Here is a 22,679-nt window from a genome sequence, read left to right on the forward strand (position 1 = left end):
AGGCCGCGGCTGCTGCCTTTCCCGGCATTCGTCCCCCTGACTACTACGGCGCCCCCGAGGTCGCCGCTGTGTGCTCCGTGTCTTCCTGCGCCCGTTGCAGCCTGATCGCCAACTCGATGTTCGAGACCATCGTCTGGCGGATCACGGGGTTGGTAATGCCCCATGCGTCCGCGTATGCCTCGGGGGACAGCGGCGACTGCGAGGTTGCTGAGCGTACATCCGGAATGACCCCTTCTGGCCATGCCTCGCGGGAGATGACTCCCGCCGCCACCAGAAGGTTGCGCACATCCGTGTTGAGAACTTTGGCCAGGTTCTCGAACTGGCTCGGCATGGGCAGCGTGGAGCCGCTGATCATGCGCCCGACGGCGGACTCGCTCATGCCCGTGTCGCGCGCGAGGGCCATCCTGCCGCCCTTGCCCGGGGTCAAGTCGTAACCGGCCTCGATGGCCAGCCGCCGGATGAGATTGCCGAACTCCTTGGCCGTGCTCCGGCCGTCTGGTGGCTCGCCCGTAGGCGCCGTGGGTGGTGTGTCCATACTCCGCATGGTGGGGAGGTTAGCGCGCATGCATGCAAGCTGGAAGGGCTTGCATGCATGCATGTTCCCAGGTGAGGGCGTGTAAAGGCCATACCTGCTGGTGGGAGGCAGGGGGCGTACGGAAGCTCTTCACGGAAAAGACACGGCGCGGTGATCGTCATAGCTCTTGCACGCATGCAAGCCAGGAGCTAGCGTCATGCATGCAAGCAAGACCTTGCACGCATGCAAGACGAGAGGAGGTATGCGTATGCCCACGCTGCACGGCAAGACGGTCGAGTCCCGGGCCGAGCAGGCAGGCGACAAGACGCACGCCCAGATCGCCCGGCGGCTGAAGCTCACGCAGTCCACCGTCTCCCGGCTCCTGGCCGGGAAGACCGCGCCGTCCCTGCGCACGCTGCTCGCCATCAAGGCGGCATACGGCGTTCCCCTGGACGACCTGGTGCTGGAGGGCGCCCAGGTGCCCGCCAAGACCGGAGCGGCGGCGGCCGGATGACCGCCTGGACGCGCAGGCACTGCGTCTGCACGGAGGTGCGGAACCTCGACTACGAGGAGGCCGCCAACGCTCTCAAGATCAAAACGGACTGGCTCCGGGACAACATCAGCAAGCTGCCGCACCAGAAGTTCGGCCAGAACCCGGCCGTCTTCTGCCACTGCGACCTGCGGCTGATCCAGGCCATGAACACGGCCATGCCCGCCAAGGCCCAGGAAGTGCTCAACGCGCCGGCCGACCAGGCCGCGCCCACCCCCGCCGAAACGCCCACCGCGCTGCCGTACCAGGCCGCCCGGCCCGCCAAGCGCGCCCGCCGAGCGGTCGCCCAGGTGTGAGGCGGCGGGGCCGTACGGACCATGCCGGGTCCACACAGCCCCGCTCACCAAGGCCGTACCTCAATCCGCTGAATCGAGGTCCAACCCGTGAACCGGAACTCTAGTGCCCGCACCAACCCCCGTAGGGAGGTGCCCAGTGGCCGGTGAACTGATCATCGCCGCTGCGGTGTCCTGCGCCGCGCTCCTTCCCGCCGCCGTCATGGCGCACCGCGCAGCGACCGCCGCCCCTCGCCCGACCGTCGACCCCGGCGAGTGCTCGGGTGACGACTGCCGGGAGTGCTCGATCCTGTTCGGCCACCCCTCGCAGGCACGCGTGCGCCGTGAGATCGCCGCGCGGCTGCCGCACCAGACCCGCCAGGGCGGTGCGCTGTGACGCCCAAGGGACGCCCGCGCGGCGCCGACCACTTCCTGAATGCCGAGAAAGCTCGGCTGACCCCCCGCTACTGGCTCAAGGCAGGCGTCTACGCCTCCACCGAAACGGCGGGCGGCATCGCCCGCGCCGTCCGTAGCGGCGGCCTCAACGCGTACGCCCCGGCTGGACAGTTCCAGTCGCACGTGACCCGCGTCGAGGACGGCGCGGCCGTGTGGGTCCGATACGTCGACCTGCCCGAGGCGGCCCCGGCGATGCCGGCCACGATGACCGTGCGCATCCGCCACGACGGCGACGGCCCCGGTCATGAGGGCGTCGGCATCATCACCGTCACGGTCGACAGCCAGTGCCCGCGCTGCCACGCGCCGCGCGGCGCCGACACCATCCGCCCGCACCACTTCCGCCACGACGGCGACCGGTACGAGGTCGACGTCTGGGACAACCCCTGCCAGCACGTCGACCTTCCCCCCGACGTCCTCGCCGAGGCCCGCAACCGCGACGCGATGCAGAGCCACGTCGAGCTGCCGGAACCGGTCCGGCTGATCCTCCAGGCGTGCGGTGAGCGCACGATCCACAGCGGCAAGCAGGCCGCCCAACTCCTCGGCGACCGCGGATTCAACGACGAGGCCGCCCTGATCAGGGCCGAGGTCAAGCAGTGCAACGGCCTCATGTCTGCCAAGCAGGCCGCGGGCTACCTCCGCAACCTCACCGCCGCCGCGACACAGCACAACACCCCCCGGAAGGACACCGACGCGTGAGCGCCACCATGACCGAGCCCACCATCCCCAGCGTGGACCTGGCCCCGGAGGCCCGGGTGCTCCTGCCCACCGGCGACATGTGGGACCAGGAGTATCGGAAGCGCTGGCTGGCCGCGCGCCTGAACGGCCTGGGCGGCTCCGACGTCGCTGTGCTGCTCGGGTTCGTGTCCGGCAAGGGGCCGTGGCACGTGTTCGAGGACAAGCACGGGCGCGGCAAGGACTTCGACACCGAGGCCATGGAGTTCGGCCGGGAGATGGAGGAGCCCATTGCCCGGGTGTTCTCCCGCCGTACCGGCATCCCCGTCATCGACCCGCCCGGCATGTACGTCAACGTCGAGCGTCCGTGGATGCTCGGCAACGTCGACCGGCTGGCCCTGGACGCGGACACCCGCGAGGTCGACGGGCCGGTGGAGTGCAAGAACCGCACCGAGTGGCAGCTGTCGGACTGGGAGCAGGACGAGGCGCCGGACGCCCCGCAGATCCAGAACCTGTGGTACCAGGCCGTAGGCGGCTGGCGTAAGGGCTACGTCGCCGCGTGCGTGGGCGGGAACAAGCTGCGGTGGCACGAGGTGCCGCGCCGTGAGGACCTGCTGGCGCACCTCGTCCAGTGGACCGGGGACTGGTGGCAGCGCCACATCGTGGAGGGCGAGGAGCCCGACGCGGACGGCCTGCCCGGCACCAAGGATTTGCTGGCCCACCTGTGGGACGTCAAGGTCGACGGCGTCGCCGAGGTGGCCGTCGAGCAGGCCCGCAACCTGCGTAAGCGGGAGGCCGCCCTGGGGTCCGCGATCGAGCGGGCCCAGCGCCGCCTGGACGAGGTGCAGAACACCATGCGCCTGCTCGCCCGGGAGTCCGAGATCGTCAAGACCCCCGGCGGCAAGGTCGCCTGGACCTGGAAGCAGAACGGCAACTTCGCCCCGTCCAAGTTCACCAAGGACCACCCGGAGTTGGCCGCCGAGTACGCCGTGACGAAGACCGGCATCGACACCAAGGCCCTCGCCAAGGACCACCCCGACCTTTACCGCCAGTACCGCGCCCGGGTGCTCCGCGTGCCCGCCAAGGGAGTGTGACCGTGACTGAGACTCTGATGCACCGGGTGCTCGCCGCCACTGGCGGCGGGCGCCCCGCCCCCGAGCAGGACCCGGCGCCCACGGTGGAGCCCCCGGTGGGGGAGGCCACCCCGGCCCAGGTGGACGCCGTCCAGGAGTATCTGGACAAGCACGGCGATAAGTTCGCCGCCTCGCTGCCCGCGCACGTGCCGTACGAGAAGTTCCAGGCCGCCGTGTCCGCCCTGCTGCCACGGCTCGGCCGGTGCACGCCGGCGTCCCTGCGCATGGCGCTGATGACCTGCGCCCGGTTCGGCCTGGTGCCGGACGGCTATGAGGCCGCCATCCAGGTGCAGGGCAACAAGGCCGTGTTCATCCCCACGTACAAGGGTTACGTCCGGCTCATGTACCGGTCCGGGCTGGTGGCCTCGGTCCACTACGGCCTGGTGCACGAGAGCGACGAGTGGGAGGTCCGCCCGTCCGCCCCGGCGCCGGATGACTTCACGCTCAAGATCCGGCCCGAGCTGGGGCCCGAGGAGCGCGGCAAGGCGCTGTTCGCGTACGCCTTTATCCGGACCAAGGACGGCGCCCGCTCTCAAGTGGTGTTCGTCAACCGGGCCAAGGCAGCCCAGCTCCGCGACGAGTGGAGCTACGCCTACCAGCTCGCCGAGCAGGACGGCCGCAAGGATTCGTTCTGGCACCGGGACTTCGACCACATGATGCTCAAGTCCGCGTTGAAGGCGCTGTACCCGTCCGTGCCCACCTCGGCGGAGCTGGTGGCGCTGGTGGAGGCGGACGACGCCGGCGAGCGCGGCGACGTGCAGATCGTGCACGCGCCCGACCCGGAGCGGGCCGCCCTGGTCGCCGAGGCCGAGCGGGCCCACCGCGCGGCCGAGGGCAGCCAGGAGACGGCGCCCCTGCCGGTGAAGCGGTCCAAGCAGGGCCGCACCTACCGGGGCAAGAAGCAGCGCGGCGGCCGTAAGGGCCGGGTGAGCTGATGAGCTGGCACGGCCGCCCGTTCCTGGGCCTGGATCTCGAAACGTCCGGCACCGACCCGGAGCACGACTGCATCGTCACGGCCGCCGCCGTCCGGTGGGGCGGCGGTAAGCCGACCGCCGGCCGCCGATGGGTCGCCGTGCCCGAGTTCGAGATCCCGGCCGATGCGGAGGCCGTGCACGGCTGGAGCACGGAGGCGGCCACGGCGCAGGGATCGCCGCCTGACGGCGTGGTCGCGGACATCATCGCCGCGGTGGTCGACGGGGTGGAGCAGGGCTACCCCCTGGTGGTCATGAACGCCCCGTTCGACCTGACCCTCCTCGACCGAGCGGCCCGGCGTCTGGGCGTCCGGCCGCTCGCCGAGCGGGTCACCCCGTACGTGTTGGACCCCCGCGTCCTGGACAAGCAGGTCGACCGCTACCGGAAAGGCCGGCGGACCTTGACCGACCTGTGCACCCACTGGTGCGCCTCGCTCGCCGGTCCGGCCCACGACTCGCAGGTGGACGCCATCGCCGCCTGTGACCTGGTGTACCGGATCGCCAAGCGGCACCCGTGGTTGCAGCGCAAGACCCTGGCGGAGCTGCATGACGCCCAGCAGAAGTGGGCGAACCAGCAGAACGCTTCCTTCCGCGACTACCTGGCCCGTACGCCCGGCCGGGAGCTGGAGGCCCTGGGCGTGCGCCTGGACTGGCCGATGGTCCCGGCCGCCGTGGCGGCGGCCCTCAAGGAACACGGCGCCGACCCGCTCGCCGCGATGTACGCGGCCGGCGAGGTGGCCGCCGCCGAATACCACTACTGCACCCGCGAGCGCTCCACCCGCGCGCACGCCGTTGACGCTGACGGCACGCGCACGTGCTGGAGCTGCGCGAGAGAAACGGCAGGCAACCAGTGACCATGACCATGGAACTCCCCATGCCTGGGCCCGCATTCGAGTGGCCCGAGGAAGAGAACTGCCCCAACTGTTCGTGCTGCTTCCGGGAGCTGTGCCAGCGCGGCGCGGCTCGTACCGGGGAGTGCGTGAGCTGCGTCCGCCCGGAGTACCGCATGGGCGTGTTCGGCTGCCCGTGCTCGTCGCCGCTGCTGCGCGGCACGGCGGCCTGGCGGGCCGAGCGCATCCGGGCGACGGTGCGCGCCACGGAGTGCCCGCTGCCGCCGTGCGTGGAGGTCATCCTGCGCGCTCTCGCCCAGGGTGAGGTGGCCGAGGACCGCCAGGCGCTGGGGTTGCTGCGCGTCGGTGGGTTCGCCCAGGACACCGATGACGGTGAGTGGAGCATCTGCGAGCTGGGCCAGGTGTACCTGGACGCGCGGCATGACCCGCGGCTCCCGGCCTGCGTGGAGGTGCTGAGCGTCGACAAGACGGCGCGCCTCGCCCAGGTGACCGTGGGTGCCTGGGACCCTGCCCGGCCGGTGCCGGTGCTCCTGTCCCACCTGACCGATGCCACCGGCCTGCCGGCGGAGGAGCTGCCCGGCGTGTGGCTGGAGGCGGACGTCAACTGCCACGCCCAGGAGCCGGACGACTTGGTGCTGACCAAGGTCCGGCTGGCGGAGCCGCTGGCCCAGGGGGCCATGGACCCCGAGCAGACGGTGACGTTGCAGGCGTCGGACGTCGCCCTGGTCGGGGGTGAGCAGGCATGAACCACGGCGTGCAGACGATCCACGAGAGCACCCCGGAGGTCCGGCCCGTTGACGGGCCTCGGGTGGTCGGCGTGGACACCAGCCTGACCGGTACGGGCCTGGCCTCCTCAGAGGGCTGGTGCCGGGTGATCGGCTACGTGGACAAGAGCAAGAAGAACCCCATCAGCAAGCTGCCGCGCATCGAGCGCCTGGCCCACATGAACGTGCTGCTGGACAGCATCATGGCCGGGATCGGCCACCCGGACCTGGCCGTCATCGAGGGCGCCGCCCTGTCCAAGGCGTCCGGTGGCGCGCATGAGCGCGGCTGGCTGTGGTGGCGGGTGTTCGAGCGGCTGCTGGACGCCGGAATCCCCACCGGCGTGCTCTCGACCAACCAGCGCATCCACTACGCCACCGGCAAGGGGACCGGCGCCAAGGGCGTGGTGCTGGAGCAGGTGGTGCGGCGCTGGCCCCAGTGGCAGACCGGCGGCAACGACAACGCCGCGGACGCCGTGGTGTTGATGGCGGCCGGCCGGGACTGGCTGCGCCACCCGATCGGTGACCTGCCCAAGATCCACCGCAAGGCCGTGGACAACGCCGACTGGCCCGAGGCCATCGACGGCGCGCTGCTCGGGACGGGGGTACCGGGATGAGCTGGGAGACCGTGGCGCGGGCTCTGCAGGAGGGTGACCCGCGCCAGTTGTCGGACCTGGCACTGGCCGCCGAGCACGGGTGCAGCGTGGGCCTGGTGGCCCGGGTGCGCCGGGACCTGAAGGCACCGGCGTACGCGCGCGGCAAGCGGCCGACGAGGCAGGCCCTGGAGGAAGTGTTCCGGCAGCGGTCCCGGCCGGTGGCCGGCGGCCACCGTGAGTGGACGAAGCAGCTCGCCGCCAGCGGCACGCCCGTGCTCTCGTGGCGCGGCCAGCACGTCACGGCTGGCCGGGTCGCCTTCAAGATGGCCAACGGCCGGGAGCCGGTGGGCCAGGTGCGGCCGACGTGCACGTTCCCGCACTGCGTGGAGCCCGCGCACCAGGCGGACCGGCTGATGCGCGAGGCGGCCCGCGCCACGCTGGCGGAGGTGGCCGCGTGAGCGCCGTCGACGCGCCCGCCCGCACCCTCACCGGCTCCATGCCGGTGGGGGTGGGGCGCGGGGAGCTGCTGGCCGTCGCCCGCCGTCTCGTCGGGGCCCCGGAGGGCGCCACCTGGTGGCGCGGCCGGGACCTGGTGGCCGTGGCCCGCGCGGCTGATCTCGCCGCGTCACTGCCCGCGCTGGACGAGGACCAGGAGGAGCCGCGCCTGGCCGCGCTCGTCATGGCGGAGGTCGGCATGAGCATCGAGGACACCGCCACCCGCCTGGGGACGTACGACCGGCAGGTATCCCGGTGGCGTGAGGCTGCGGAGGCCGGCCGTGCTTGAGGTCTACGGGCGGGTGGTCAACGCCGTGTTCGCGGTCGTGGAGACCGTGCCGTATTGGGGGCCGGTGCTGTTCGTCGGGGCGGTCGCTGCCCTGGTGTGCGCGCACCGGCCCGCCGGCCGGGCGGTGTCCGGACATGTCCCGGGCGATGTCCGGACGTGCGCGGACACCGATCCGGACGCCGACACTCCCAGCGCTGTGACCTGCGCGGACACGTGTCCGGACGTGTCCGCGGACACCAGGGCGGACACGTCCGGGCGAGATGCGAGGGGCGAGCGATGAAGTACGACGGCATCTTTGCGCGGTTGCGCAGTGACCCGCGCGGCAGCCTGCCGCGCCCCGTCCACTGGTCGACCGCCGCCGTCTGCAAAGACCCCGACCTCGACCCCGAGACGTTCTTTCCGGTGCCTACCGACCCGCTGGCCGTCGAGAACGCCAAGAGCTACTGCCGGCGCTGCCCGGTGGAGATGCGTTGCCGTACGGACGCCCTCAACCGGGGCGAGGAGCACGGCGTCTGGGGCGGCCTGGACGAGGACGAGTTGCGCGCCGTGCGCAAGGTCCGCCGGGCTGCCGCCGCCAAGGAGAAGCAGGCCGCACAGGCCGGCTGACCGCCCGACCACGCACCACCCTGTCCCGCCCACCACCGAGGGGAGCCACCCGTGGCCATCAACGCGCGAGAGATCCGCATCCGCTTCGCCCCGCCCAAGACCGACCAGGCCCGCAACGACATAAAGGCCCAGATCTCCGCCAAGGCCGAGGAGTTGGCGCTGCTCATCTGTGAGCTGGTGCCTGGCTGCCGTGAGCAGTCCGAGGCGGTCAACGGCGTGGAGCACGCCGTGCAGTGGGCGCATGACGGGGTGGACCGGCGTCTGGTCCTGCCCGGCGAGGACCGGTCCGCCCCGGCCGGGACGGGTGGTGCGTGATGGCGCTGCAAGTCAGCGGCCTGGGCGTGGCGGACTACCAGGAGATCGTGGAGTCCCTGCTGGTCGCCGCCGACCACACCGAGGGCCAGGAGGTCGCCGAGCGGCGCCGTGCCATCGCGGACCGGATCGGGCAGGCCCTGGAGACGCTGCCGCCGCCGAGGGAGGCCCTGGAGGCCCGGGCGGCGGTGAGGGTCCAGTGATCGGCTCGGAGGCCTTGGAACCCTTGGTGCAGGAGATCTTGCGCCACACCCTGGACGGCCGGCCTGCCATGGCCGCCTCGCTCCTGGACGTCGTCACCGAACACGGCGACACCGCGGACCTGTTCGGCGTGTGCTGCGCCGCCGCCGAGACGGCGCGGGGTGCCCTGCTCGCGCTGTTCCCGGACGCCGGCACCGCGCCCGGCGACGGCTGGCAGCTGCCCCCGGGCCTGGCCGACCAGCTCGCCGGCGACCCGCACCGCCTGTTCGCCGCCCGCTTCACCACCGCCTACCTCAACGACGACCCCGTGATGGCGTTCGCGCTGTTCCAGGCCACCGAGGCGGCCGGCTACCAGGACCGCACGGAGTCCATCTGCACCCTGCTCGCCCACGTGCGCGGCCTGGCGCTGCGCGCCGAGCAGGGGCCCGCCACACCAGACCCGGGAGGAGTTCCGGCATGACCGAGGACCAGGTGCGCGAGCGCTTCAAGTACCAGCCGTGCAAGGGCGAGACGCGTGAGCGGATGCGCGCCGAGGCCGCCAAGGACTACGCGGCCGGGTCCAGCATCCGCGCGGTGGCCGACCACCTGAGCGAGCGGTACGGCTCCGTGAGTTTCGGCCTCACGCGGGACCTGCTGCTGGAGGCCAAGGTGCCCATGCGCTCCAGGACCAGCGGCCTGCACCGCCGTTCCTGACCGACCACGCCCGTCCCTCCTCCAGGAAGAACTACCGTGCCTTTCTTCACTCCCCGTCAACTGGTCATCGGCACCGGCCTGGTTGCGCTGGCCGTGTTGCTGTTCTCGTGCGCCGCGGTCGCCCCCGCCGACGACGGCGACGACTGCCACAGCCTGGGCCTGGCAGCGGTCGCCGGTCGGACGCCCAAACCCGCGGCCCCGGCCCGGCCGGCCGCGTCCCGGGTGCCCATGGCCAAGACGCAGGCCCCCGCGCGCACGGCCCGCCCGGCCCCGGCCTCCAGCGTGCACAAGGTGCCCAGCGCGGCCCCGACGCGCACCGTCACCGCCCACCCGCACCACCGCGGCCACGGCGTGGACGTCGACCTGGACGTGTGCTGACCCCCTGACCACCCTCCCAGCGCGGGCCCGGGCTCCCTCCCCCTCGACCCGGGCCCGCGCGCCCCTCCTCTCTGCCCTCCACAGGGCCCGGCACCGAAGGAGTCACCCATGCGCCCCTCGTACTGCACGGCTTGCGGCGCCCAGGTCCGGTGGACCATCACCGAGGGCCGCAAGCGCCTGGCCGTCGACTTCGCGCCGGACCCGGGAGGAGGGCAACACGGCGGTGTCCCGGGACGGGCGCGGCACCTGGCTGTCGCGCCGGCCGACCGCGGACCTGCCGCTGGCGCCCTACGAGAAGCTGCACAAGCCGCACGTGGCCACCTGCGCGGCCCGCCAGGCCGTCGAGGAGCCGCTGACACGGTGCCTGGGTGTGATCCGGCTGGACGACCGCCGCGGCCGGGGCGAGCGGGCGCGGTGAACACGTCTTCACTGCCGCCGCTGGGGCGGTGTGCGCTGTGCGGCCACCGCCGGCACCTGAGCCCGCACAAGTCGACCCGGGACGGCCTGCTGCGGCTCCTGTGTACGCCGTGCTACTCGGGCGCCTCGCTGCGGGAGGAGGCCGGCCACCCCGTGGACTGGCAGCAGGCCGTGGCCACCGCCAGCGACGAGGAGCTGACGCGCTGGCTGGAGGGCGATCCGTGAGCAGCCACCCGTACGGGTGATCATGCCTCCCACCTGCTTCTTTCTGAAGCCAAATACGCATGGGCAACTTGTGTTGTCCAAGGGTTGTTGTGTACGTTCGGATCGACCCGAGGACGCGGGCGCCGCCCGATACGGCACCCCGCCCCACCCCACAGCCACACCAAGAGAGGAGGTGACGCGATGGCGAACAGCTACCGCAGCCGGATCGAGCGAGGCCCCATGGCGGGGGACCGCTTCACCACGGTCTCGAACGCCCTTTTCCGTGACCCCCGGATCAGCCTCAAGGCCAAGGGCCTGTTCGGCCTGATCTCGACCCACAGCGACGGCTACGGCCTGACCGTGGCCCGCATCAAGAAGTGGTGCAAGGAAGGCAAGGACGCTATCCGCGCAGCCCTGGAGGAGCTGGAGGCCCACGGCTACCTGGAGCGGGACCAGCAGCGCGAGGAGGGCAAGTTCGCAGGCGTCGTCTACCGGATCACGGACATGCCCGCCCACCTGTATGAGCTGTTCGGCGAGGACGCCCCCCAGCTCCCCACCCGAACCCGTTCCTCCAGCTCCGCACCGTTGGCGGGTTTCCCGACGGCGGGTTCATCGGAACCGGCGAATCCGCCCTCTAAGAAGAACAACAACCACCAGAAGACCAAGGTTGAAGAAGAACAGGGGGAAGCGCCTACGGCGCGTAGCGCCGGTGACGCCCGCAGGGCTACTGCGGGTAGTAGCGCGCGTGAGCCTCGAGGCGGCTCCGCCGCGACCAGCAAGACCCCCCGCCCGAAGAACACCCCACGCCTGACCCGCGCTCAGGTCGCCGCCGTCGCCCAGGTGGAGGCCACCCTGCCGGAGACCCTGGTGGAGCGCCTGCCGTACCAGCAGCTGCCCACCAGCGTCCGGCACTTGGTGGCCCGGGAGCTGGAACACCGCACCGTGGCCCAGCTCATCACCCGGGCGGCTCGCCGGTGGGAGGACCACGGGTACGCCAAGGGCTCGTTCTCCGCCGAGGGCCCGAACCTGCGCCGGGCGGTCGGGGTGGCCAACGCCTTGCTGCGCGCCGGTGAGTGCCCGGACCCGGGCTGCGAGGACGGCCGGATCATCGACACCGGCGCCGACTGCAAGGCATGCCCGGAGCGCAAAGCCCGCCGCCGAAACGGCACGGCCCCGGTGCCTGGCCAGCGCTCCAAGGCCCCCGCCTGGATTTGCAGGGCCTGCTGGGCCCCCGGCAAGGGGCAGGCACCGGCTGACCTGGAGTGCCGCCGCTGCCGGGCGGAAGCGGCCAACGCCTGCGCAGCCCTTGAGGCCCGCTGGAAGGCCGAGATGGCACCCGCACCCGCCGAGCCCACCGCAGCCCCGCAGCAACCCGCCGAGGCTCCCCGACGGCCCGATACCGCCGAGACCGCCCCGGCCGAAACCGACGAGCAGCGCGCCGAGCGCGAGGAGTTCGAGCAGATCCGTGCCCGGGTCATCGCCGAGAACCCTGGCCTGGCCGCCATCGCAGCGAAAGCGAACCACTGATGATCCGCAAACACCCGTCCACCCGCTGCCGGACCTGTGGCCTGCACCACGGCCATGTGCGCCACCCGGACGGCACCCCGCCCGCCCCGTACGGCTGCCGCTGGTGCGGTATCGACCACGCCGAGCACCGCGCCCGCCGCACTGAAGCGATCGGACTGCACGTCTGGGCCCGGCCCACCAACGCGCAGATCCTGGCCCGCATGCGGGCCCGCCGTACGGCCCGCGCCGAGGCCCGCCGCCTGGCCGCCGTCCTGGTGGCGTTCGAGCGGGGCGCCGGCCTGGTTGGCCCCGTCGAGCGCCGCCGCCGGGCACGTGCCGCCGCCCGTACGGGCTGCCTCACCTGCGAGCACTTCCTTCCCGCCACCCCGCCCGAGGAGCCGTGCAACCCCGGCGGCTGCGGCTGCACCGGCTACCCGGCCGCCTGCGACATCAGCGCCGTCCCGGCCGGGACCGTCCTGCCCCTCGTCGGCTGCGCCCGGTGGGAGGCCGCCCGCCCGGAAGTCGAGCAGCCGCCCGCCGAGCCCAAGCAGGCCCGGACCGTGTGCGACGAGATGAACCACGACTCCACCGGCCGGGAGGTCTTCTGCGAGATCGAGGACCCCGACCACACCGAGGACCACGACGCCGGCGACGGCATCACGTGGCCGCGCGAGGACTGACGACATGACCGACGAGACCGAGACCCCGCCCGTATTCCAGCTCCCGGTGGAGCGCGTGGAGGAGATCCGCGACCTGCTCGCCGAGCTCGTCGCCGCCCCGCGCCGCAAGGCGACCGCCGGCGACGCCGAGCACCGCCAGACCCTGACCCGCTGCCGGGACGCCATCACCGACCTGCTCAACGACCGCGACGCTCTGGTCAAGGCCAACGCCGAGGCCGGTCAGGAGATCGCCGGATGGAGGGGCGCCCTGTGATGACCGAGCGTCGCCCCCACGCGCAGGAGGCCCAGATCCTGGATCTGATCGGCCGCGGCCTGAACAACCGGGCCATCGCTGAGCGGCTGTACTGCGGCCAGCAGGCCGTCCGGGAGGTGCGTAAGGCCCACGGCAAGGCCCCGGCCGCGCGGTCCAGTTGGCGCCGGCCGCACCCGAAGGAGCGCGAGATTCACCAGCTCCTGCTGGAGGGCCTGAGCAACAACGAGATCCGCCGGCGGACCGGCGCGGACTTGCGCGTCATCGCCAACCGCCGCGCGCTCGCCAAGGTCGGCCCGGCCCCGCGCCCCAAGCCCAAGGCCCGCCCCCACCCGAGGGAGGCCGAGATCCTGGCTGCCCTCCAGGCTGGCGGCACCAACAACGGCATCGCCGAACAGCTGCACGTGGACAAGGTCGCCGTGGCCCGCATCCGACGGGACAACGGCATCCCGGACGTGGGCGACCGCAAGCGCGAGGAGCGGCCGGGACCCCAGGAGCTGTGGCGCCAGTACGCCCGGGAGACCGAGGGCGGCCACATGGCCTGGGACGGGCCGCGCGCCAGCGGCAGCCGCACCCCGATCCTTCGCCACCTCGGCAGTTGGTACAGCGCCGCCGCCGTGGCCTTCGAGATTCGTACCGGCCGCACACCCCAGGGCCAGGTCAAGACCGAGTGCGAGGTCAAGCACTGCGTGGCCCCGGCCTGCGTGGAGGACGAGACCGGCCGCCAGGCCCTGCGCCTCATGACGCGCCGCCTCCAGGGCCTGCCCGACCCGCCCACCGGCACCTGCCCCGGCGGCCACGACCTCGCCGTGGAGGGCCGCCTGGACGGCGCCCTGCATTCCTACTGCGAGGGCTGCAAGCGAGAGGCCCGCCGCGCCAAGAGGCAGGCCGCCAAGACCACCTGACCCACCACCAGCAGCCCGGGCCGCCCCGCCCGATACGCGGACGGCCCGGGCCCGTCGAGAAAGGCACCAGCCAGTGACCACCAGCACCCTCACCGACGCCGCCGGCCGCACCATCCGCGAGCAGGACCACGTGGGCGGCACCACCTCCGGCCGCTACCAGACCACCATCACCGGCCCCGTCGTCCAGCTCGGGAAGGGCAAGGCCAAGGTCCGCGTGACCAACCGGCCCACCTACACCGGCGACCGCCCCGGCAACGCAGACGACGTGTGGATCTCCGACGACCGCCTGTTCCTCATCCACCCCGCCACGGAGCGCCGTTTCGTCGGCTACCGCACCCCGGACGGCCACGTGTGGAGGCAGGCCAACGTCCAGCGCGTCCTGTGGGAGGCGCCCATGGTGCCCAAGCGGTACGAGTCCACCGACCTGCGCGGCATGTACGGCGCCGACCTCCAGCCCGTGTGGGAGGACGTCAAAGCCCGGACCGCCGAGCGGCTGGCCGCCGCCCAGGCACGCGCCCAGGCGTTCCTGGAAGGCGCCGCGCTCATCTACGACCTGCCCCAGGACCACGAACTGGACCCCGGCCGCGGCGACGCCCGGAAGCTGCTGGAGCGCCTGGCCGGCGAGGCCTACACCGGCGCCTACCCGCGCACCGTGCCGTGGGCGCTGCTCATGGACGAGGGCGACCTGATCGAGTTCCTGACCGACCTCGCCGGCGTCATGCGCGAGGCGGACCGGTTCGCCACCCTGTCCGGCCGCGGCCAGGCCCGCCGCATCCTCGATGGCCTGGAGAAGACCTGCGGCACCTGGCGCGCCATCGCCGAGGCCCAGCACGCCCACAACACCGCGCCCGGCCCGGACACCGACACCACCGCCTGACCCGACCGCAACGGGCCGCCCTGCCGACACCAGGGCGGCCCGCCCACCCAGGAGCCAGCCCATGCCTGACACGACCGACCCTCGCCGCGAGCGGTACGCAGCAGCCCTCTACGCCACCTTGGAGGTGACACCCCACCGGCACCCCTGGGCCACCCTCTCCAGCTTCCGCCGGTCCGTCTGGTACGCCCGGGCCGAGGCCGCCATGGCCGTGGCCGACGCCGAGACGGCCGAGCAGCCACCCGCGGACCCGCAACGCATCGACCGGCTACGCCCGGAGTTCTTCGACCACGCCAGCGTGCAGTCCATCGACGCCGAGGTGCAGCGCGCCAAGAGGCAGCGCGGCATGTGGGACGGACGCCTGCTCAGGCTCACCGCGCTGCGCAGCACACGCCTGACCCAGATCGACGCCGGCACCTGGCCCGCATCCGAGGACGGCACCACCCGCTGACACGAGAACGGCGCCGATCGTCCCCACCCGATATGGGGGCCATCGGCGCCGGCACCCACCGTACTGGAGGAGCCCCGTGGCCGAGCAAGACCCCGCACCGCAGACACCCACCGAACGCCCGGCCGAGCCCGGCCCACGCACCTGGCGCCCGGACGGCCCCGGCAGCTTCCAGGCCCCGGCCGGCGTCACCGCCGTACGGGACCGCGCCAGCCGGCTGTGGACCCGCGACGGCACCCGCTGGACGTGCACCGGCACTCGCTGGATCCGCTGGCGCGTCCTGGTCGCCGAGCACGGGCCCCTCACCGAGCAGACCACCCCGGCCAGATGGAGCCGGCCGTGACGTGGGGCAGGTGGGCGCGGCTGCTCGCCTACACCACGGGGTTCGGGCTGCTCGGCTGGTACGGAGCAGGGGCCATGTTCGCCGGCCTGTGGGCGCTCGCCGCCGTGTTCTACCTGCCCGCCTTCGCGCTGGCCCTGCTCGCGTTCCTGGACTGGGACACCGCCGCCTACTACGCCCACGCCGTGGACGACGGCCAGTCCACCGCCCCGACGAGCCGCACCCACGCCCGCCGCCTGGCCCACCGCGTCCTGCGCGACGCCTGCCGCTGTGACCGCTGGTGGACCTCATTCGGTACCGATCACGACCCCTGGTGCCCCGTCCAGACAGGAGCCTCCCACCGTGCACGACTGCCCCACCCCCGCCGTCGAGCCGTACCGAGACGCCGCGCTGTGGCAGCTGCTCGCCGTCACCGCCGACAGCGACCGCGCTGAATCCCCGTTCGGCTGGAGCGACATGCCGCCGCTGCCCCGCATCACCCGTGACGAGATCGACGCCGCCCTGAGCTGGGACACCCTCCGCCGCCGAGCAGCGGCAGGCAGCCTCCACGCCCTGGCGCAACTCGCTCTTCGCGCCCCGACCCGAAGGAAACCATGACCAGCCCGCCCGACCCCTGGCCCCTGCCATTGCGCGGCCCGCTGAAGCCGATGAACGGCACGGCCCTGTGCGCCACCTGCCCGGAACAGCTCGGCAGCCCATGCGGACAGCCCGCCACTTGGCACATCGCCTGGACCCTGGAGGGCGGCGTGGCGACCTCTTTCGCCTGCGACCCCCACATGACCGCCATTCAGGCCGAGCACGTCTACAGCGACCGGCACCCCCTGGGCGCCGCCTGCCCCTTGCCCGGCATGACCTGGTGGGGCCCGGCCGGACGCTGCGCCCTCGACCTCGACTCGACCCACGACCACACCCCGGAGGAGATCACCCATGGACGCCACTGACTGCGTCGGATTCCTGGCCGTCGACATGCCCCCGGTCCCGCCGCCTACCCGGCCAAAGACGTCCGCCCTGGCACAACACCTCGCAGGCGTCCTGTGGCTTTACGCCGACTGGAAAGGGGACCTGCGCCAGTGTGAGCGCGCCGCCGAAGCGGTCGCACGCACGGTCGTGGACCTCAACAGCACGAACGTGGTCGTTCGGGACCTTGCCACCGAGGAGACCCAGCGCCTGGCCGCCGAGCTCGCCGACGCCCGCGCCACGATCGACCACATGCGCAAGGCCATGTCCTGGCTGTCCGGCCACGACCGCCGGGGCCTGGACCACCTGGCCGAGGCCAACCACGAGGCACGCGCCCGAGAGGCCGCCGTCGGCCAGGCCCGCGCCTGGGCCGCCCGAGCCCGCACCGCCGAGGCCGCCCTGCAGCGGCTCACCGACTGGTGCGACGAGCTGGACCAAACGGCCTTCCACGTCGCCGGCCGGACGGAGGCCGTACGGGTCCACCCCGTCGCCGCCAACATCCGCCACCACCTCGCCGGCCCTGGCGGTGCCCGATGACCGCCCCGGCCGTGGAGGAGTTCCCCGAGCCTGCCCCCACGACCGTCCAGGAGCTGGGCCAGGCCCTCCAGAACGCCCACGGCGGGTGGGCACTGGACCTGTCCCCGGAGTGCTCCACTGCCATGGCGGAGCACCTGCTGGCCAGGTTCTACGTGTTCCCCCGCCTGGATGCCGACGAGGAGGGACTGAAGTGACCGACACCGAGACCCTCAAGAACCTGCTGGGGGAGTGGGTCACCGTCCGCAACCCGGACCTGCCCGTCTCCTGGTACGGCCGCCTCATCGCCTACCACGACGACCCCGGCCTGATGCTCACCATCCCCGGCCGCGGCGGCACCTGCCTTCCCCAGCGGTTCACCGTCACCCGCGCCGAGCCCCCGGCCCCGGTGCCGGCCGCCGAGGGCCTGCCGGACGGCGCCCTGGACTCCGCCGAAGCAGGCGCCGCCATGCTCGACGCCTGGGCCCACACCCCCGCCTGCCGCAACCTCCTCGCCCACGCCCTGGCGCAGCTCGCCCGCGACGGCTGGCTACGCCAGGAACGGGGCGACGCCTTCGAGCTGTACCCGGACAACCCCCGGGCCGACAGTCCCCAGCCCGCACCAGTGGACGAAAATCTGGCCGCTGTCGGCGACGTCGTCCACCCGGACACGAACACGCAGGCCAGCACCCCGCCAGGGGTGGACGAGCCCGGCGACGTCCAGCGCCTGGACTGCCCGCAGCGCTGCGAGATCCCGCCCGGCATCACCCTCACCGAGGTACCCGAGCCGCGGCACGCCTGGAGCGACGTCCACCGCTGCCCCAACGACGGATGCGGCCGAACCTTCCTCGCCCACCCCACCGACCCCGCGCCCCCGGCATGAGCACCGCCTGGCGCCTGCGCGTCGACGGCCTCGTCGACCACGCCGCCGTCTGGCTCATCGACCGCCGGCGCTTCCTCCTCGCGCGCACCCTGTGGCGCCTGTCCGGCCTGATCTGACCACCACCTACGGAGTCCCTCCATGACGATCCCCCCGCCCGCCGAGTGCGGCCCCCCATGCTCCGAACAGCACACCTACCTCCTCGGCACCTGCGCCCTGGCCTGCACCGAGGCCACCGGCGGCACCGCTGACGCCTCCTGGACGGTGGACTGCCCGGAATGGAAGTGCCAGGCACCCAGGAACATGCCGTGCCGCCACCAGAACGGCAGGGTCATGGCCGTCTCGCATGATCTGCGCTGGCGCCGCTACGACCGTGAGCAGGCCACCCGCCCCCGGCCGGCAGCACCAGCCACCGAGGCCGGCGCCGACGTCCTGGACGCCTCCCTGGCCGCCCAGCTCGGCCGCCCCCTCCTCGACCGCACCAACCGCCACCTGGCCGCCGGCCAGCGCGCGGAGGAGTACCTGGCCCGCGTCCGCGCCATCCCCAGACTCCCGCACGTCTCCCAGCAGACCGGCGTCCAGGGCCGCGCCTACACCCGCGGCTGGGAGTCCGTCATCGCCATGCTGGACAACGCCCTCGCCGACTGCTGCGTGTGCCGCGGCGGCCCGGTGGCCTACCGCAATTTCAAGGAGCAGCCGTTCTGCAGCGCCTGCTCGAACTGCTCGTGCGGACAGGACGTGTGCGTACGGACCGCCCGGCCCGACAACCCCACGGACACGCATCCGGACATGTCCGCGGACACAGCGGACACCCGAGGCGGACACGTCCGGACACGCGACATCGGCGAGCAGCCGCCCACCTGCCTCCTGCCCGTGACCAGCACGGACACTGTCCGGACACACCCGGACACAGGCACGGCGGACACGGCGGAGCCCGGTGTCCGGATCGAGTACCGGGCCCGCGTCCGCCGTGACCAGGTCCACCTGGCCATCGCCGACGCGTTCGGCGTCATCGCCCGGGAACGAGGCTGGGACCACCCCGAGGCCGACCAGTGAACCGCGACACAGAGGCCGTGCGCGCCCGCACCGTCGGCGTGGACGTCGTCCGCCTCACCCCCCTCCGAGACGGCGCCCCAGACCACACCTGGGCCGCCACCTACACCGCGGACGCCCCGCTCGACCTGACCATCGCCGCCCTGTACCCCACGCCCAACCTCGCCCTGGGCCCCCTGGAGCGCGACCACATGGGCCTGCTCGGCCTCGTCGCCGCCTTCACCAGCGACCCCGACCTCCAGCGCCGCGACATCCCCCAGGCCCTGGACCGCCGCCTGCACCACCACGCCAACGACGGCCTGGCCGTCGAGACCTGGACCGCCGAGCGCGCCGCCACCACCGGCCCGCGCCGCTGGCTCTACAACCTGCTGCCCCGCTGGACCTGGACCCCCGCCGAGGACTGGCCCCTGGAGGAGCTGCACCGCACCACCGTGCACACCACGGGCAAGGTCACCCCCAACCCCGGCCACACCTGGCCCACCCCGGCCCCGTACGAGCCGCGCGACAACGACCCACACATCAGCCGCTATCACTGCCTCACCGCGATCACCGAGACGCCGCCCCCACCGGCCGGCTACGCAGACCCCGCCCTGGCCGCCTGGGCCACGGAACGAGAGGTGCCCCATGCGTGACCCCGAAACGGCCCGACTCCTCGACGACGTCCGCCGCGCCGTCGCCGCCGCCCGCGCCGGTGGCGTCACCGCCCGCGCCTGTCTCTTCGACGCGACCACCGCAGCCGTCGACCAGAGCGCCGCCGCCTGGCCGTCCGTGCACGCCCGCCAGGTCGCCGAAAGCGCATGCCGCGCGCTCGACCGCTCACCCGTCAGGGCCAACCCGGCACCCCGCCCACGGCCGCCCCTCCTGGCCCGCCTGCTCCTGCGCCTGGCCGAGCAGCTCACGACCGGACGGAGCTGACCGTGCACCTCCTGCCCCACGGCATCCGTCGCCGCCTCAAGCGCCGCAAGTTCGCCCGCACCTGGCGCAACATCGAGGCATTCACCTACCAGTGCGCGCCCGTACCCACCTGGTCCCGCGTGCGCCGCATCAACGACGCCGCCCACATCTGGCGGCGTTTCCCGGAGCGGCCAAGAGGCCGCTGACCAGAAGACGACGTGGGCCCCGGGCACCACCCCGGAGCCCACGCAAAAGGCCGGACCCAGCCAGGAACGGACCGTGCCACCAGTCAACAGCAGCGGCCCCACCAGGAACGCACGGAAACGAGAAGAGGGCCGCCAACTCCCCTTGCCGTAGGGGTTTTGACCGCCCAATCCACGACGCCCCGGGTACAGAGCAGAGCCCCGGCCGCATCAGCAACCGGGGCCCCGCCTCACCTCACCTCACGGTGGTCAGTAGTCCATGCGTTCCACCTCGGACACGGTCACGCCCTTGATGGCGTCGATGTCGCCCTTGGTGATCTCGGCCGGGAGCGGGGCGCTGTCGCCCTTGGCGGTCTTGCCCGGGCCCAGCTTGTCCGCCGTGATCCCCGTGGACCCCATCACGTCGCCGTCCGCGTCGGTGAAGTCCAGGCCAGCGTAGAAGTTGCCCGCCTTGGTCCCGGTGTTGGTCAGCTCCCAACGGACGACGAACGCGTGGTCCCCCCACACCTCGTGGTCCTCGTACTTCGCGGACACGATCTTGACGTCCGCCGGCGCCTTCGACTTCTTCGCCGCCGGCGCGCTCGAGGAAGCCCCGCCCTTACCGTCCCCACTGGCGGTGTCCGTCGTGCTGTCGTTGCACGCCGTCAGCAGCGACCCGCCCACAAGCACGGCCACCGCGGCCACCAGTCCCAACCTGCGCATTGCCCTTGACCCTCCGTTGACTTCCAAACGGAGGCAGACCGTAGCGGCCACCCCGACCGCCCCGCCACGAACAGTCACCCCCACGGGGGGCGCTCGACCACCAGACCGGATCCACGCACCAGGTTCCCGCCCACACCGTGGCAGTCGTCACAGCGGGAGCACAGCCAGCAGACTGGCCGCCCCGCGTGCCCCCGGCCGCCCCTCGCACTCTGCACACCTGTCCTCACCCCCTGCTAATCTCAGAACTGCCCAACTGCTGACGCGCATTGCTCCGTGCGACAGCCCGCGCCACGGCCCCCCACCGCTCCCAAGCAGCTGGGGGGCCGAGGTGCTTCCACGGTCAGGTCGTCGGCGCCCGCGTCGGCCGGGTCACAGCCGGTCCGGCTGAATGTCGAAGAACATCACCGTTGCGCCCGCCAGTGACGGGTCCGCCTCGGACACCTGCGCGCGCAGCCGCTCGAACATCTCAGACCGCGTCGCGCCCTCGTAAGGCGTACACGTCCCGCTCCGCCGCGCCGTCACAAACCCCAGCCCGTCCGGCTGGATGAAGGACATGAACCACCAGTGCGTGCCGTCGCCCGCCTGCTGCCCCTCGTCGCCCACGCTGGCCCCTACTCGCCTCACCGGCGCCACCCCCGCCACGCCCAGAGTCTCGCCAACACACCAGGCCCCCGCGCGCTCCTCCTGGCCAGCGCGAAATACTCCGCACTGCTCAGCCGGCCATCCAGCCATGCGCGCCCGGCCTCCACGACCGGATCAACCGCGGCCGGTCTACTTTCCGTCGTCTCCGTCATCGCTCCCACGCTTCTCGTTCCCGGTGGGCGGTCGGTTGCGGCCCGAACCGGTATACCCCTGCTCGATGTCCTGGACCGTGGAGGGTGACACGCCGATGTCGTCGGCGATCTTCTTTCTGGTCACCTTCTGGCGCCGCTCTCCCAGCACGTAGTCCCGCCGGAGCGCACTCAACTTGCGCAGTCGGGGCTGCTGCTCCCTGAGAAACGCGCTGATCGCACGGGCTCTGGCCTTGGGGTCCTCCATGGCCTCCAGGGCGTCGAGAGCGTCGAACACGCGCCGCACCTCCTCCTCGCCACCTACCTGTTCGTCGGCCATTCGGTTCCTTGTCTGCCGTGGCCGGTTGCTCAAGTTACGGGAGTCCCGTAACTTGGGCAACCGGCGCGAGGTGCGCCTACAGAACGGCCCCCGGTCGGGGCCTAGGAAACGCCGACCGGGGGCCACGTCAGATGGAGCTGACGCATGGCACAGATTACTGATCGACCCCTGGGCCTGGCTCGGGACGTCACCGGTGAACACAGGTCCAAGGCGGCCACGGTGCTGGCGCAGGTGGCCACGGCGCTGGCGTGCGAGGACCCCACCGACCCGGTGGACGCGCTGAAGTTCACCGTCCTGGTGGGTGCCCGCGCGTATGACCAGGCCGGCCGTAGCTGCCACGGCGGTGGGCAGAACGTGTCCCGCATGGCGCTGACGGCGGTTGCCGAGCGCACGGGCCTGGAGCGGGGCGAGGCCCCGGCCGGGGCCACGCGCGAGGAGTTCGCCGTCACGGTCGCCCAGGCCGCCCACGCGCTGGGCTACGACTGGAGCGGCATCCAGGCGACGTGGGATGACGGCGACGAGCCGGCGATCCCGCGCCACAACATTCCCGGCCCGCGCCGTACGGAGGAGTCCGGGCGCGTCCCGGCCCCTCGCCCGGAGCAGGGGGCGGGCCGGTGACGGAGCAGGAAAAGGCCCGCCAGGCATACGCCGCCGGCCGTGAGCAGCGCGACGGCGACGCCGTCCAGATGGGCCAGGACAACGCCCGTATCGACGGCGCGGCTACCGGCACCAGCAACCAGGGCGGTGCGCGCTGATGGGGCTCCGCGACTTCCTCCTGTCCGTCACCCCGGGCCAGGGCCCGGCCGCTGCGGCCGTGGCCCGGCAGAAGCAGGAGACGCGCGCGAGTAAGCGCGCGGCTCAGGATGCGGCGGACCGCAAGGACCGGTCCCGCCGCCACAGGCAGGAGGTCGCCAAGTTGGCGGCCAAAACCCGCAAGGACGCCAACCGGAACATTCGCGGCTGGTGACTTTCCCTGACCGACTTGGGCCGCCG

At 72.6% G+C, this 22,679-nt stretch carries 43 protein-coding genes; 39 read left to right on the top strand and 4 right to left on the bottom strand.

Going from position 1 to position 22,679, the window contains the following annotated elements; genetic code table 11:
* Positions 1-43: 43 nt before the first annotated feature.
* On the bottom strand, positions 44-535 hold the full coding sequence (locus M2157_RS27890) for a helix-turn-helix transcriptional regulator (protein WP_280866482.1): 492 nt from the start codon (positions 533-535) through the stop codon (positions 44-46).
* Between the two features lie 247 nt (positions 536-782).
* On the opposite strand from M2157_RS27890, the gene M2157_RS27895 reads away from it, so the two are divergent.
* The 36 genes from M2157_RS27895 (at position 783) to M2157_RS28070 (ending at position 19,877) form a co-directional block, all read left to right on the top strand.
* On the top strand, positions 783-1,028 hold the full coding sequence (locus M2157_RS27895) for a helix-turn-helix transcriptional regulator (protein ID WP_280866483.1): 246 nt from the start codon (positions 783-785) through the stop codon (positions 1,026-1,028).
* A complete protein-coding gene (locus M2157_RS27900; protein ID WP_280866484.1) occupies positions 1,025-1,360 on the top strand; it encodes a hypothetical protein in 336 nt (111 codons plus the stop codon). Before M2157_RS27895 ends, M2157_RS27900 begins: the two co-directional genes overlap by 4 nt.
* A 136-nt stretch (positions 1,361-1,496) precedes the next feature.
* Positions 1,497-1,733: a hypothetical protein gene (locus tag M2157_RS27905; RefSeq protein WP_280866485.1), complete on the top strand. Its 237-nt coding sequence runs from the start codon at positions 1,497-1,499 to the stop codon at positions 1,731-1,733.
* Positions 1,730-2,488: a hypothetical protein gene (locus tag M2157_RS27910; protein WP_280866486.1), complete on the top strand. Its 759-nt coding sequence runs from the start codon at positions 1,730-1,732 to the stop codon at positions 2,486-2,488. Before M2157_RS27905 ends, M2157_RS27910 begins: the two co-directional genes overlap by 4 nt.
* The gene (locus M2157_RS27915) at positions 2,485-3,558 is read left to right on the top strand and encodes a YqaJ viral recombinase family protein (protein ID WP_280866487.1); all 1,074 of its coding nucleotides are present in this window, start codon (positions 2,485-2,487) and stop codon (positions 3,556-3,558) included. The genes M2157_RS27910 and M2157_RS27915 overlap by 4 nt, the downstream gene beginning before the upstream one ends.
* 2 nt (positions 3,559-3,560) lie before the next feature.
* Positions 3,561-4,532 carry a recombinase RecT gene (locus M2157_RS27920; protein ID WP_280866488.1) on the top strand — a complete coding sequence of 324 codons (972 nt, stop codon included), beginning with the start codon at positions 3,561-3,563 and terminating at the stop codon, positions 4,530-4,532.
* Positions 4,532-5,422: an exonuclease domain-containing protein gene (locus M2157_RS27925; protein WP_348541809.1), complete on the top strand. Its 891-nt coding sequence runs from the start codon at positions 4,532-4,534 to the stop codon at positions 5,420-5,422. The genes M2157_RS27920 and M2157_RS27925 overlap by 1 nt, the downstream gene beginning before the upstream one ends.
* Before the next feature lie 20 nt (positions 5,423-5,442).
* Positions 5,443-6,165 carry a hypothetical protein gene (locus M2157_RS27930; protein ID WP_280866489.1) on the top strand — a complete coding sequence of 241 codons (723 nt, stop codon included), beginning with the start codon at positions 5,443-5,445 and terminating at the stop codon, positions 6,163-6,165.
* A complete protein-coding gene (locus M2157_RS27935; protein ID WP_280866490.1) occupies positions 6,162-6,797 on the top strand; it encodes a hypothetical protein in 636 nt (211 codons plus the stop codon). Before M2157_RS27930 ends, M2157_RS27935 begins: the two co-directional genes overlap by 4 nt.
* Positions 6,794-7,234, top strand: coding sequence for a hypothetical protein (locus M2157_RS27940; RefSeq protein WP_280866491.1), 441 nt, complete (start codon positions 6,794-6,796; stop codon positions 7,232-7,234). Before M2157_RS27935 ends, M2157_RS27940 begins: the two co-directional genes overlap by 4 nt.
* Positions 7,231-7,560: a helix-turn-helix domain-containing protein gene (locus tag M2157_RS27945; protein WP_280866492.1), complete on the top strand. Its 330-nt coding sequence runs from the start codon at positions 7,231-7,233 to the stop codon at positions 7,558-7,560. Before M2157_RS27940 ends, M2157_RS27945 begins: the two co-directional genes overlap by 4 nt.
* Complete coding sequence (locus tag M2157_RS27950) at positions 7,553-7,840, top strand: hypothetical protein (RefSeq protein ID WP_280866493.1); 288 nt, start codon at positions 7,553-7,555, stop codon at positions 7,838-7,840. Before M2157_RS27945 ends, M2157_RS27950 begins: the two co-directional genes overlap by 8 nt.
* Positions 7,837-8,166, top strand: coding sequence for a WhiB family transcriptional regulator (locus M2157_RS27955; RefSeq protein ID WP_280866494.1), 330 nt, complete (start codon positions 7,837-7,839; stop codon positions 8,164-8,166). The genes M2157_RS27950 and M2157_RS27955 overlap by 4 nt, the downstream gene beginning before the upstream one ends.
* A 51-nt stretch (positions 8,167-8,217) precedes the next feature.
* Positions 8,218-8,481 (top strand): hypothetical protein, encoded by a 264-nt coding sequence (locus M2157_RS27960; protein ID WP_280866495.1) that lies wholly within the window; start codon positions 8,218-8,220, stop codon positions 8,479-8,481.
* Complete coding sequence (locus M2157_RS27965) at positions 8,481-8,681, top strand: hypothetical protein (protein ID WP_280866496.1); 201 nt, start codon at positions 8,481-8,483, stop codon at positions 8,679-8,681. Before M2157_RS27960 ends, M2157_RS27965 begins: the two co-directional genes overlap by 1 nt.
* Positions 8,682-8,707: 26 nt before the next feature.
* Positions 8,708-9,139: a hypothetical protein gene (locus tag M2157_RS27970; protein ID WP_280866497.1), complete on the top strand. Its 432-nt coding sequence runs from the start codon at positions 8,708-8,710 to the stop codon at positions 9,137-9,139.
* Positions 9,136-9,372: a helix-turn-helix domain-containing protein gene (locus M2157_RS27975; protein WP_280866498.1), complete on the top strand. Its 237-nt coding sequence runs from the start codon at positions 9,136-9,138 to the stop codon at positions 9,370-9,372. The genes M2157_RS27970 and M2157_RS27975 overlap by 4 nt, the downstream gene beginning before the upstream one ends.
* A 36-nt stretch (positions 9,373-9,408) precedes the next feature.
* On the top strand, positions 9,409-9,750 hold the full coding sequence (locus M2157_RS27980) for a hypothetical protein (protein WP_280866499.1): 342 nt from the start codon (positions 9,409-9,411) through the stop codon (positions 9,748-9,750).
* A gap of 223 nt (positions 9,751-9,973) precedes the next feature.
* Positions 9,974-10,168 (top strand): hypothetical protein, encoded by a 195-nt coding sequence (locus tag M2157_RS27985; protein WP_280866500.1) that lies wholly within the window; start codon positions 9,974-9,976, stop codon positions 10,166-10,168.
* A complete protein-coding gene (locus M2157_RS27990; protein ID WP_280866501.1) occupies positions 10,165-10,392 on the top strand; it encodes a hypothetical protein in 228 nt (75 codons plus the stop codon). Before M2157_RS27985 ends, M2157_RS27990 begins: the two co-directional genes overlap by 4 nt.
* A 180-nt stretch (positions 10,393-10,572) precedes the next feature.
* Positions 10,573-11,898: a helix-turn-helix domain-containing protein gene (locus tag M2157_RS27995; RefSeq protein ID WP_280866502.1), complete on the top strand. Its 1,326-nt coding sequence runs from the start codon at positions 10,573-10,575 to the stop codon at positions 11,896-11,898.
* Positions 11,898-12,557, top strand: coding sequence for a hypothetical protein (locus M2157_RS28000; protein WP_280866503.1), 660 nt, complete (start codon positions 11,898-11,900; stop codon positions 12,555-12,557). Before M2157_RS27995 ends, M2157_RS28000 begins: the two co-directional genes overlap by 1 nt.
* 4 nt (positions 12,558-12,561) lie before the next feature.
* The gene (locus M2157_RS28005; RefSeq protein ID WP_280866504.1) at positions 12,562-12,810 is read left to right on the top strand and encodes a hypothetical protein; all 249 of its coding nucleotides are present in this window, start codon (positions 12,562-12,564) and stop codon (positions 12,808-12,810) included.
* The gene (locus M2157_RS28010; protein WP_280866505.1) at positions 12,810-13,712 is read left to right on the top strand and encodes a hypothetical protein; all 903 of its coding nucleotides are present in this window, start codon (positions 12,810-12,812) and stop codon (positions 13,710-13,712) included. The genes M2157_RS28005 and M2157_RS28010 overlap by 1 nt, the downstream gene beginning before the upstream one ends.
* A gap of 73 nt (positions 13,713-13,785) precedes the next feature.
* The gene (locus M2157_RS28015; RefSeq protein ID WP_280866506.1) at positions 13,786-14,589 is read left to right on the top strand and encodes a hypothetical protein; all 804 of its coding nucleotides are present in this window, start codon (positions 13,786-13,788) and stop codon (positions 14,587-14,589) included.
* 61 nt (positions 14,590-14,650) lie between these two features.
* Entirely contained in the window at positions 14,651-15,037 is a 387-nt protein-coding gene (locus M2157_RS28020; protein WP_280866507.1) for a hypothetical protein, read from the top strand.
* A gap of 76 nt (positions 15,038-15,113) precedes the next feature.
* A complete protein-coding gene (locus M2157_RS28025; protein WP_280866508.1) occupies positions 15,114-15,377 on the top strand; it encodes a hypothetical protein in 264 nt (87 codons plus the stop codon).
* On the top strand, positions 15,374-15,808 hold the full coding sequence (locus M2157_RS28030; RefSeq protein ID WP_280866509.1) for a hypothetical protein: 435 nt from the start codon (positions 15,374-15,376) through the stop codon (positions 15,806-15,808). The genes M2157_RS28025 and M2157_RS28030 overlap by 4 nt, the downstream gene beginning before the upstream one ends.
* A 159-nt stretch (positions 15,809-15,967) precedes the next feature.
* The gene (locus M2157_RS28035) at positions 15,968-16,315 is read left to right on the top strand and encodes a hypothetical protein (RefSeq protein ID WP_280866510.1); all 348 of its coding nucleotides are present in this window, start codon (positions 15,968-15,970) and stop codon (positions 16,313-16,315) included.
* Positions 16,302-16,868, top strand: coding sequence for a hypothetical protein (locus M2157_RS28040; RefSeq protein WP_280866511.1), 567 nt, complete (start codon positions 16,302-16,304; stop codon positions 16,866-16,868). The genes M2157_RS28035 and M2157_RS28040 overlap by 14 nt, the downstream gene beginning before the upstream one ends.
* Complete coding sequence (locus M2157_RS28045) at positions 16,865-17,062, top strand: hypothetical protein (protein ID WP_280866512.1); 198 nt, start codon at positions 16,865-16,867, stop codon at positions 17,060-17,062. The genes M2157_RS28040 and M2157_RS28045 overlap by 4 nt, the downstream gene beginning before the upstream one ends.
* Positions 17,059-17,727 carry a hypothetical protein gene (locus M2157_RS28050; protein ID WP_280866513.1) on the top strand — a complete coding sequence of 223 codons (669 nt, stop codon included), beginning with the start codon at positions 17,059-17,061 and terminating at the stop codon, positions 17,725-17,727. The genes M2157_RS28045 and M2157_RS28050 overlap by 4 nt, the downstream gene beginning before the upstream one ends.
* Positions 17,728-17,865: 138 nt before the next feature.
* Entirely contained in the window at positions 17,866-18,780 is a 915-nt protein-coding gene (locus tag M2157_RS28055; protein WP_280866514.1) for a hypothetical protein, read from the top strand.
* A complete protein-coding gene (locus tag M2157_RS28060; RefSeq protein WP_280866515.1) occupies positions 18,777-19,409 on the top strand; it encodes a hypothetical protein in 633 nt (210 codons plus the stop codon). Before M2157_RS28055 ends, M2157_RS28060 begins: the two co-directional genes overlap by 4 nt.
* Positions 19,402-19,692: a hypothetical protein gene (locus tag M2157_RS28065; RefSeq protein ID WP_280866516.1), complete on the top strand. Its 291-nt coding sequence runs from the start codon at positions 19,402-19,404 to the stop codon at positions 19,690-19,692. Before M2157_RS28060 ends, M2157_RS28065 begins: the two co-directional genes overlap by 8 nt.
* A gap of 2 nt (positions 19,693-19,694) precedes the next feature.
* Entirely contained in the window at positions 19,695-19,877 is a 183-nt protein-coding gene (locus M2157_RS28070) for a hypothetical protein (protein ID WP_280866517.1), read from the top strand.
* A 246-nt stretch (positions 19,878-20,123) separates the two neighbouring features.
* On the opposite strand, the gene M2157_RS28075 is transcribed toward M2157_RS28070, so the two are convergent.
* The 3 genes from M2157_RS28075 to M2157_RS28085 all read right to left on the bottom strand — a co-directional run bounded on the left by M2157_RS28075 (position 20,124) and on the right by M2157_RS28085 (position 21,686).
* The gene (locus M2157_RS28075) at positions 20,124-20,576 is read right to left on the bottom strand and encodes a hypothetical protein (protein WP_280866518.1); all 453 of its coding nucleotides are present in this window, start codon (positions 20,574-20,576) and stop codon (positions 20,124-20,126) included.
* A 369-nt stretch (positions 20,577-20,945) separates the two neighbouring features.
* Positions 20,946-21,179 carry a hypothetical protein gene (locus M2157_RS28080; RefSeq protein ID WP_280866520.1) on the bottom strand — a complete coding sequence of 78 codons (234 nt, stop codon included), beginning with the start codon at positions 21,177-21,179 and terminating at the stop codon, positions 20,946-20,948.
* Positions 21,180-21,347: 168 nt separating this feature from the next.
* Positions 21,348-21,686, bottom strand: coding sequence for a helix-turn-helix domain-containing protein (locus M2157_RS28085; protein ID WP_280866521.1), 339 nt, complete (start codon positions 21,684-21,686; stop codon positions 21,348-21,350).
* A gap of 144 nt (positions 21,687-21,830) precedes the next feature.
* On the opposite strand from M2157_RS28085, the gene M2157_RS28090 reads away from it, so the two are divergent.
* From M2157_RS28090 to M2157_RS28100, 3 genes are read left to right on the top strand one after another with little or no spacing between them, the layout of a single operon-like run.
* The gene (locus tag M2157_RS28090; RefSeq protein WP_280866522.1) at positions 21,831-22,304 is read left to right on the top strand and encodes a hypothetical protein; all 474 of its coding nucleotides are present in this window, start codon (positions 21,831-21,833) and stop codon (positions 22,302-22,304) included.
* Entirely contained in the window at positions 22,301-22,441 is a 141-nt protein-coding gene (locus tag M2157_RS28095; RefSeq protein WP_280866523.1) for a hypothetical protein, read from the top strand. Before M2157_RS28090 ends, M2157_RS28095 begins: the two co-directional genes overlap by 4 nt.
* Positions 22,441-22,653: a hypothetical protein gene (locus M2157_RS28100; RefSeq protein ID WP_280866524.1), complete on the top strand. Its 213-nt coding sequence runs from the start codon at positions 22,441-22,443 to the stop codon at positions 22,651-22,653. The genes M2157_RS28095 and M2157_RS28100 overlap by 1 nt, the downstream gene beginning before the upstream one ends.
* Positions 22,654-22,679 lie beyond the last annotated feature (26 nt).

The organism is Streptomyces sp. SAI-127, assembly GCF_029894425.1.
Classification (GTDB): Bacteria; Actinomycetota; Actinomycetes; order Streptomycetales; family Streptomycetaceae; genus Streptomyces.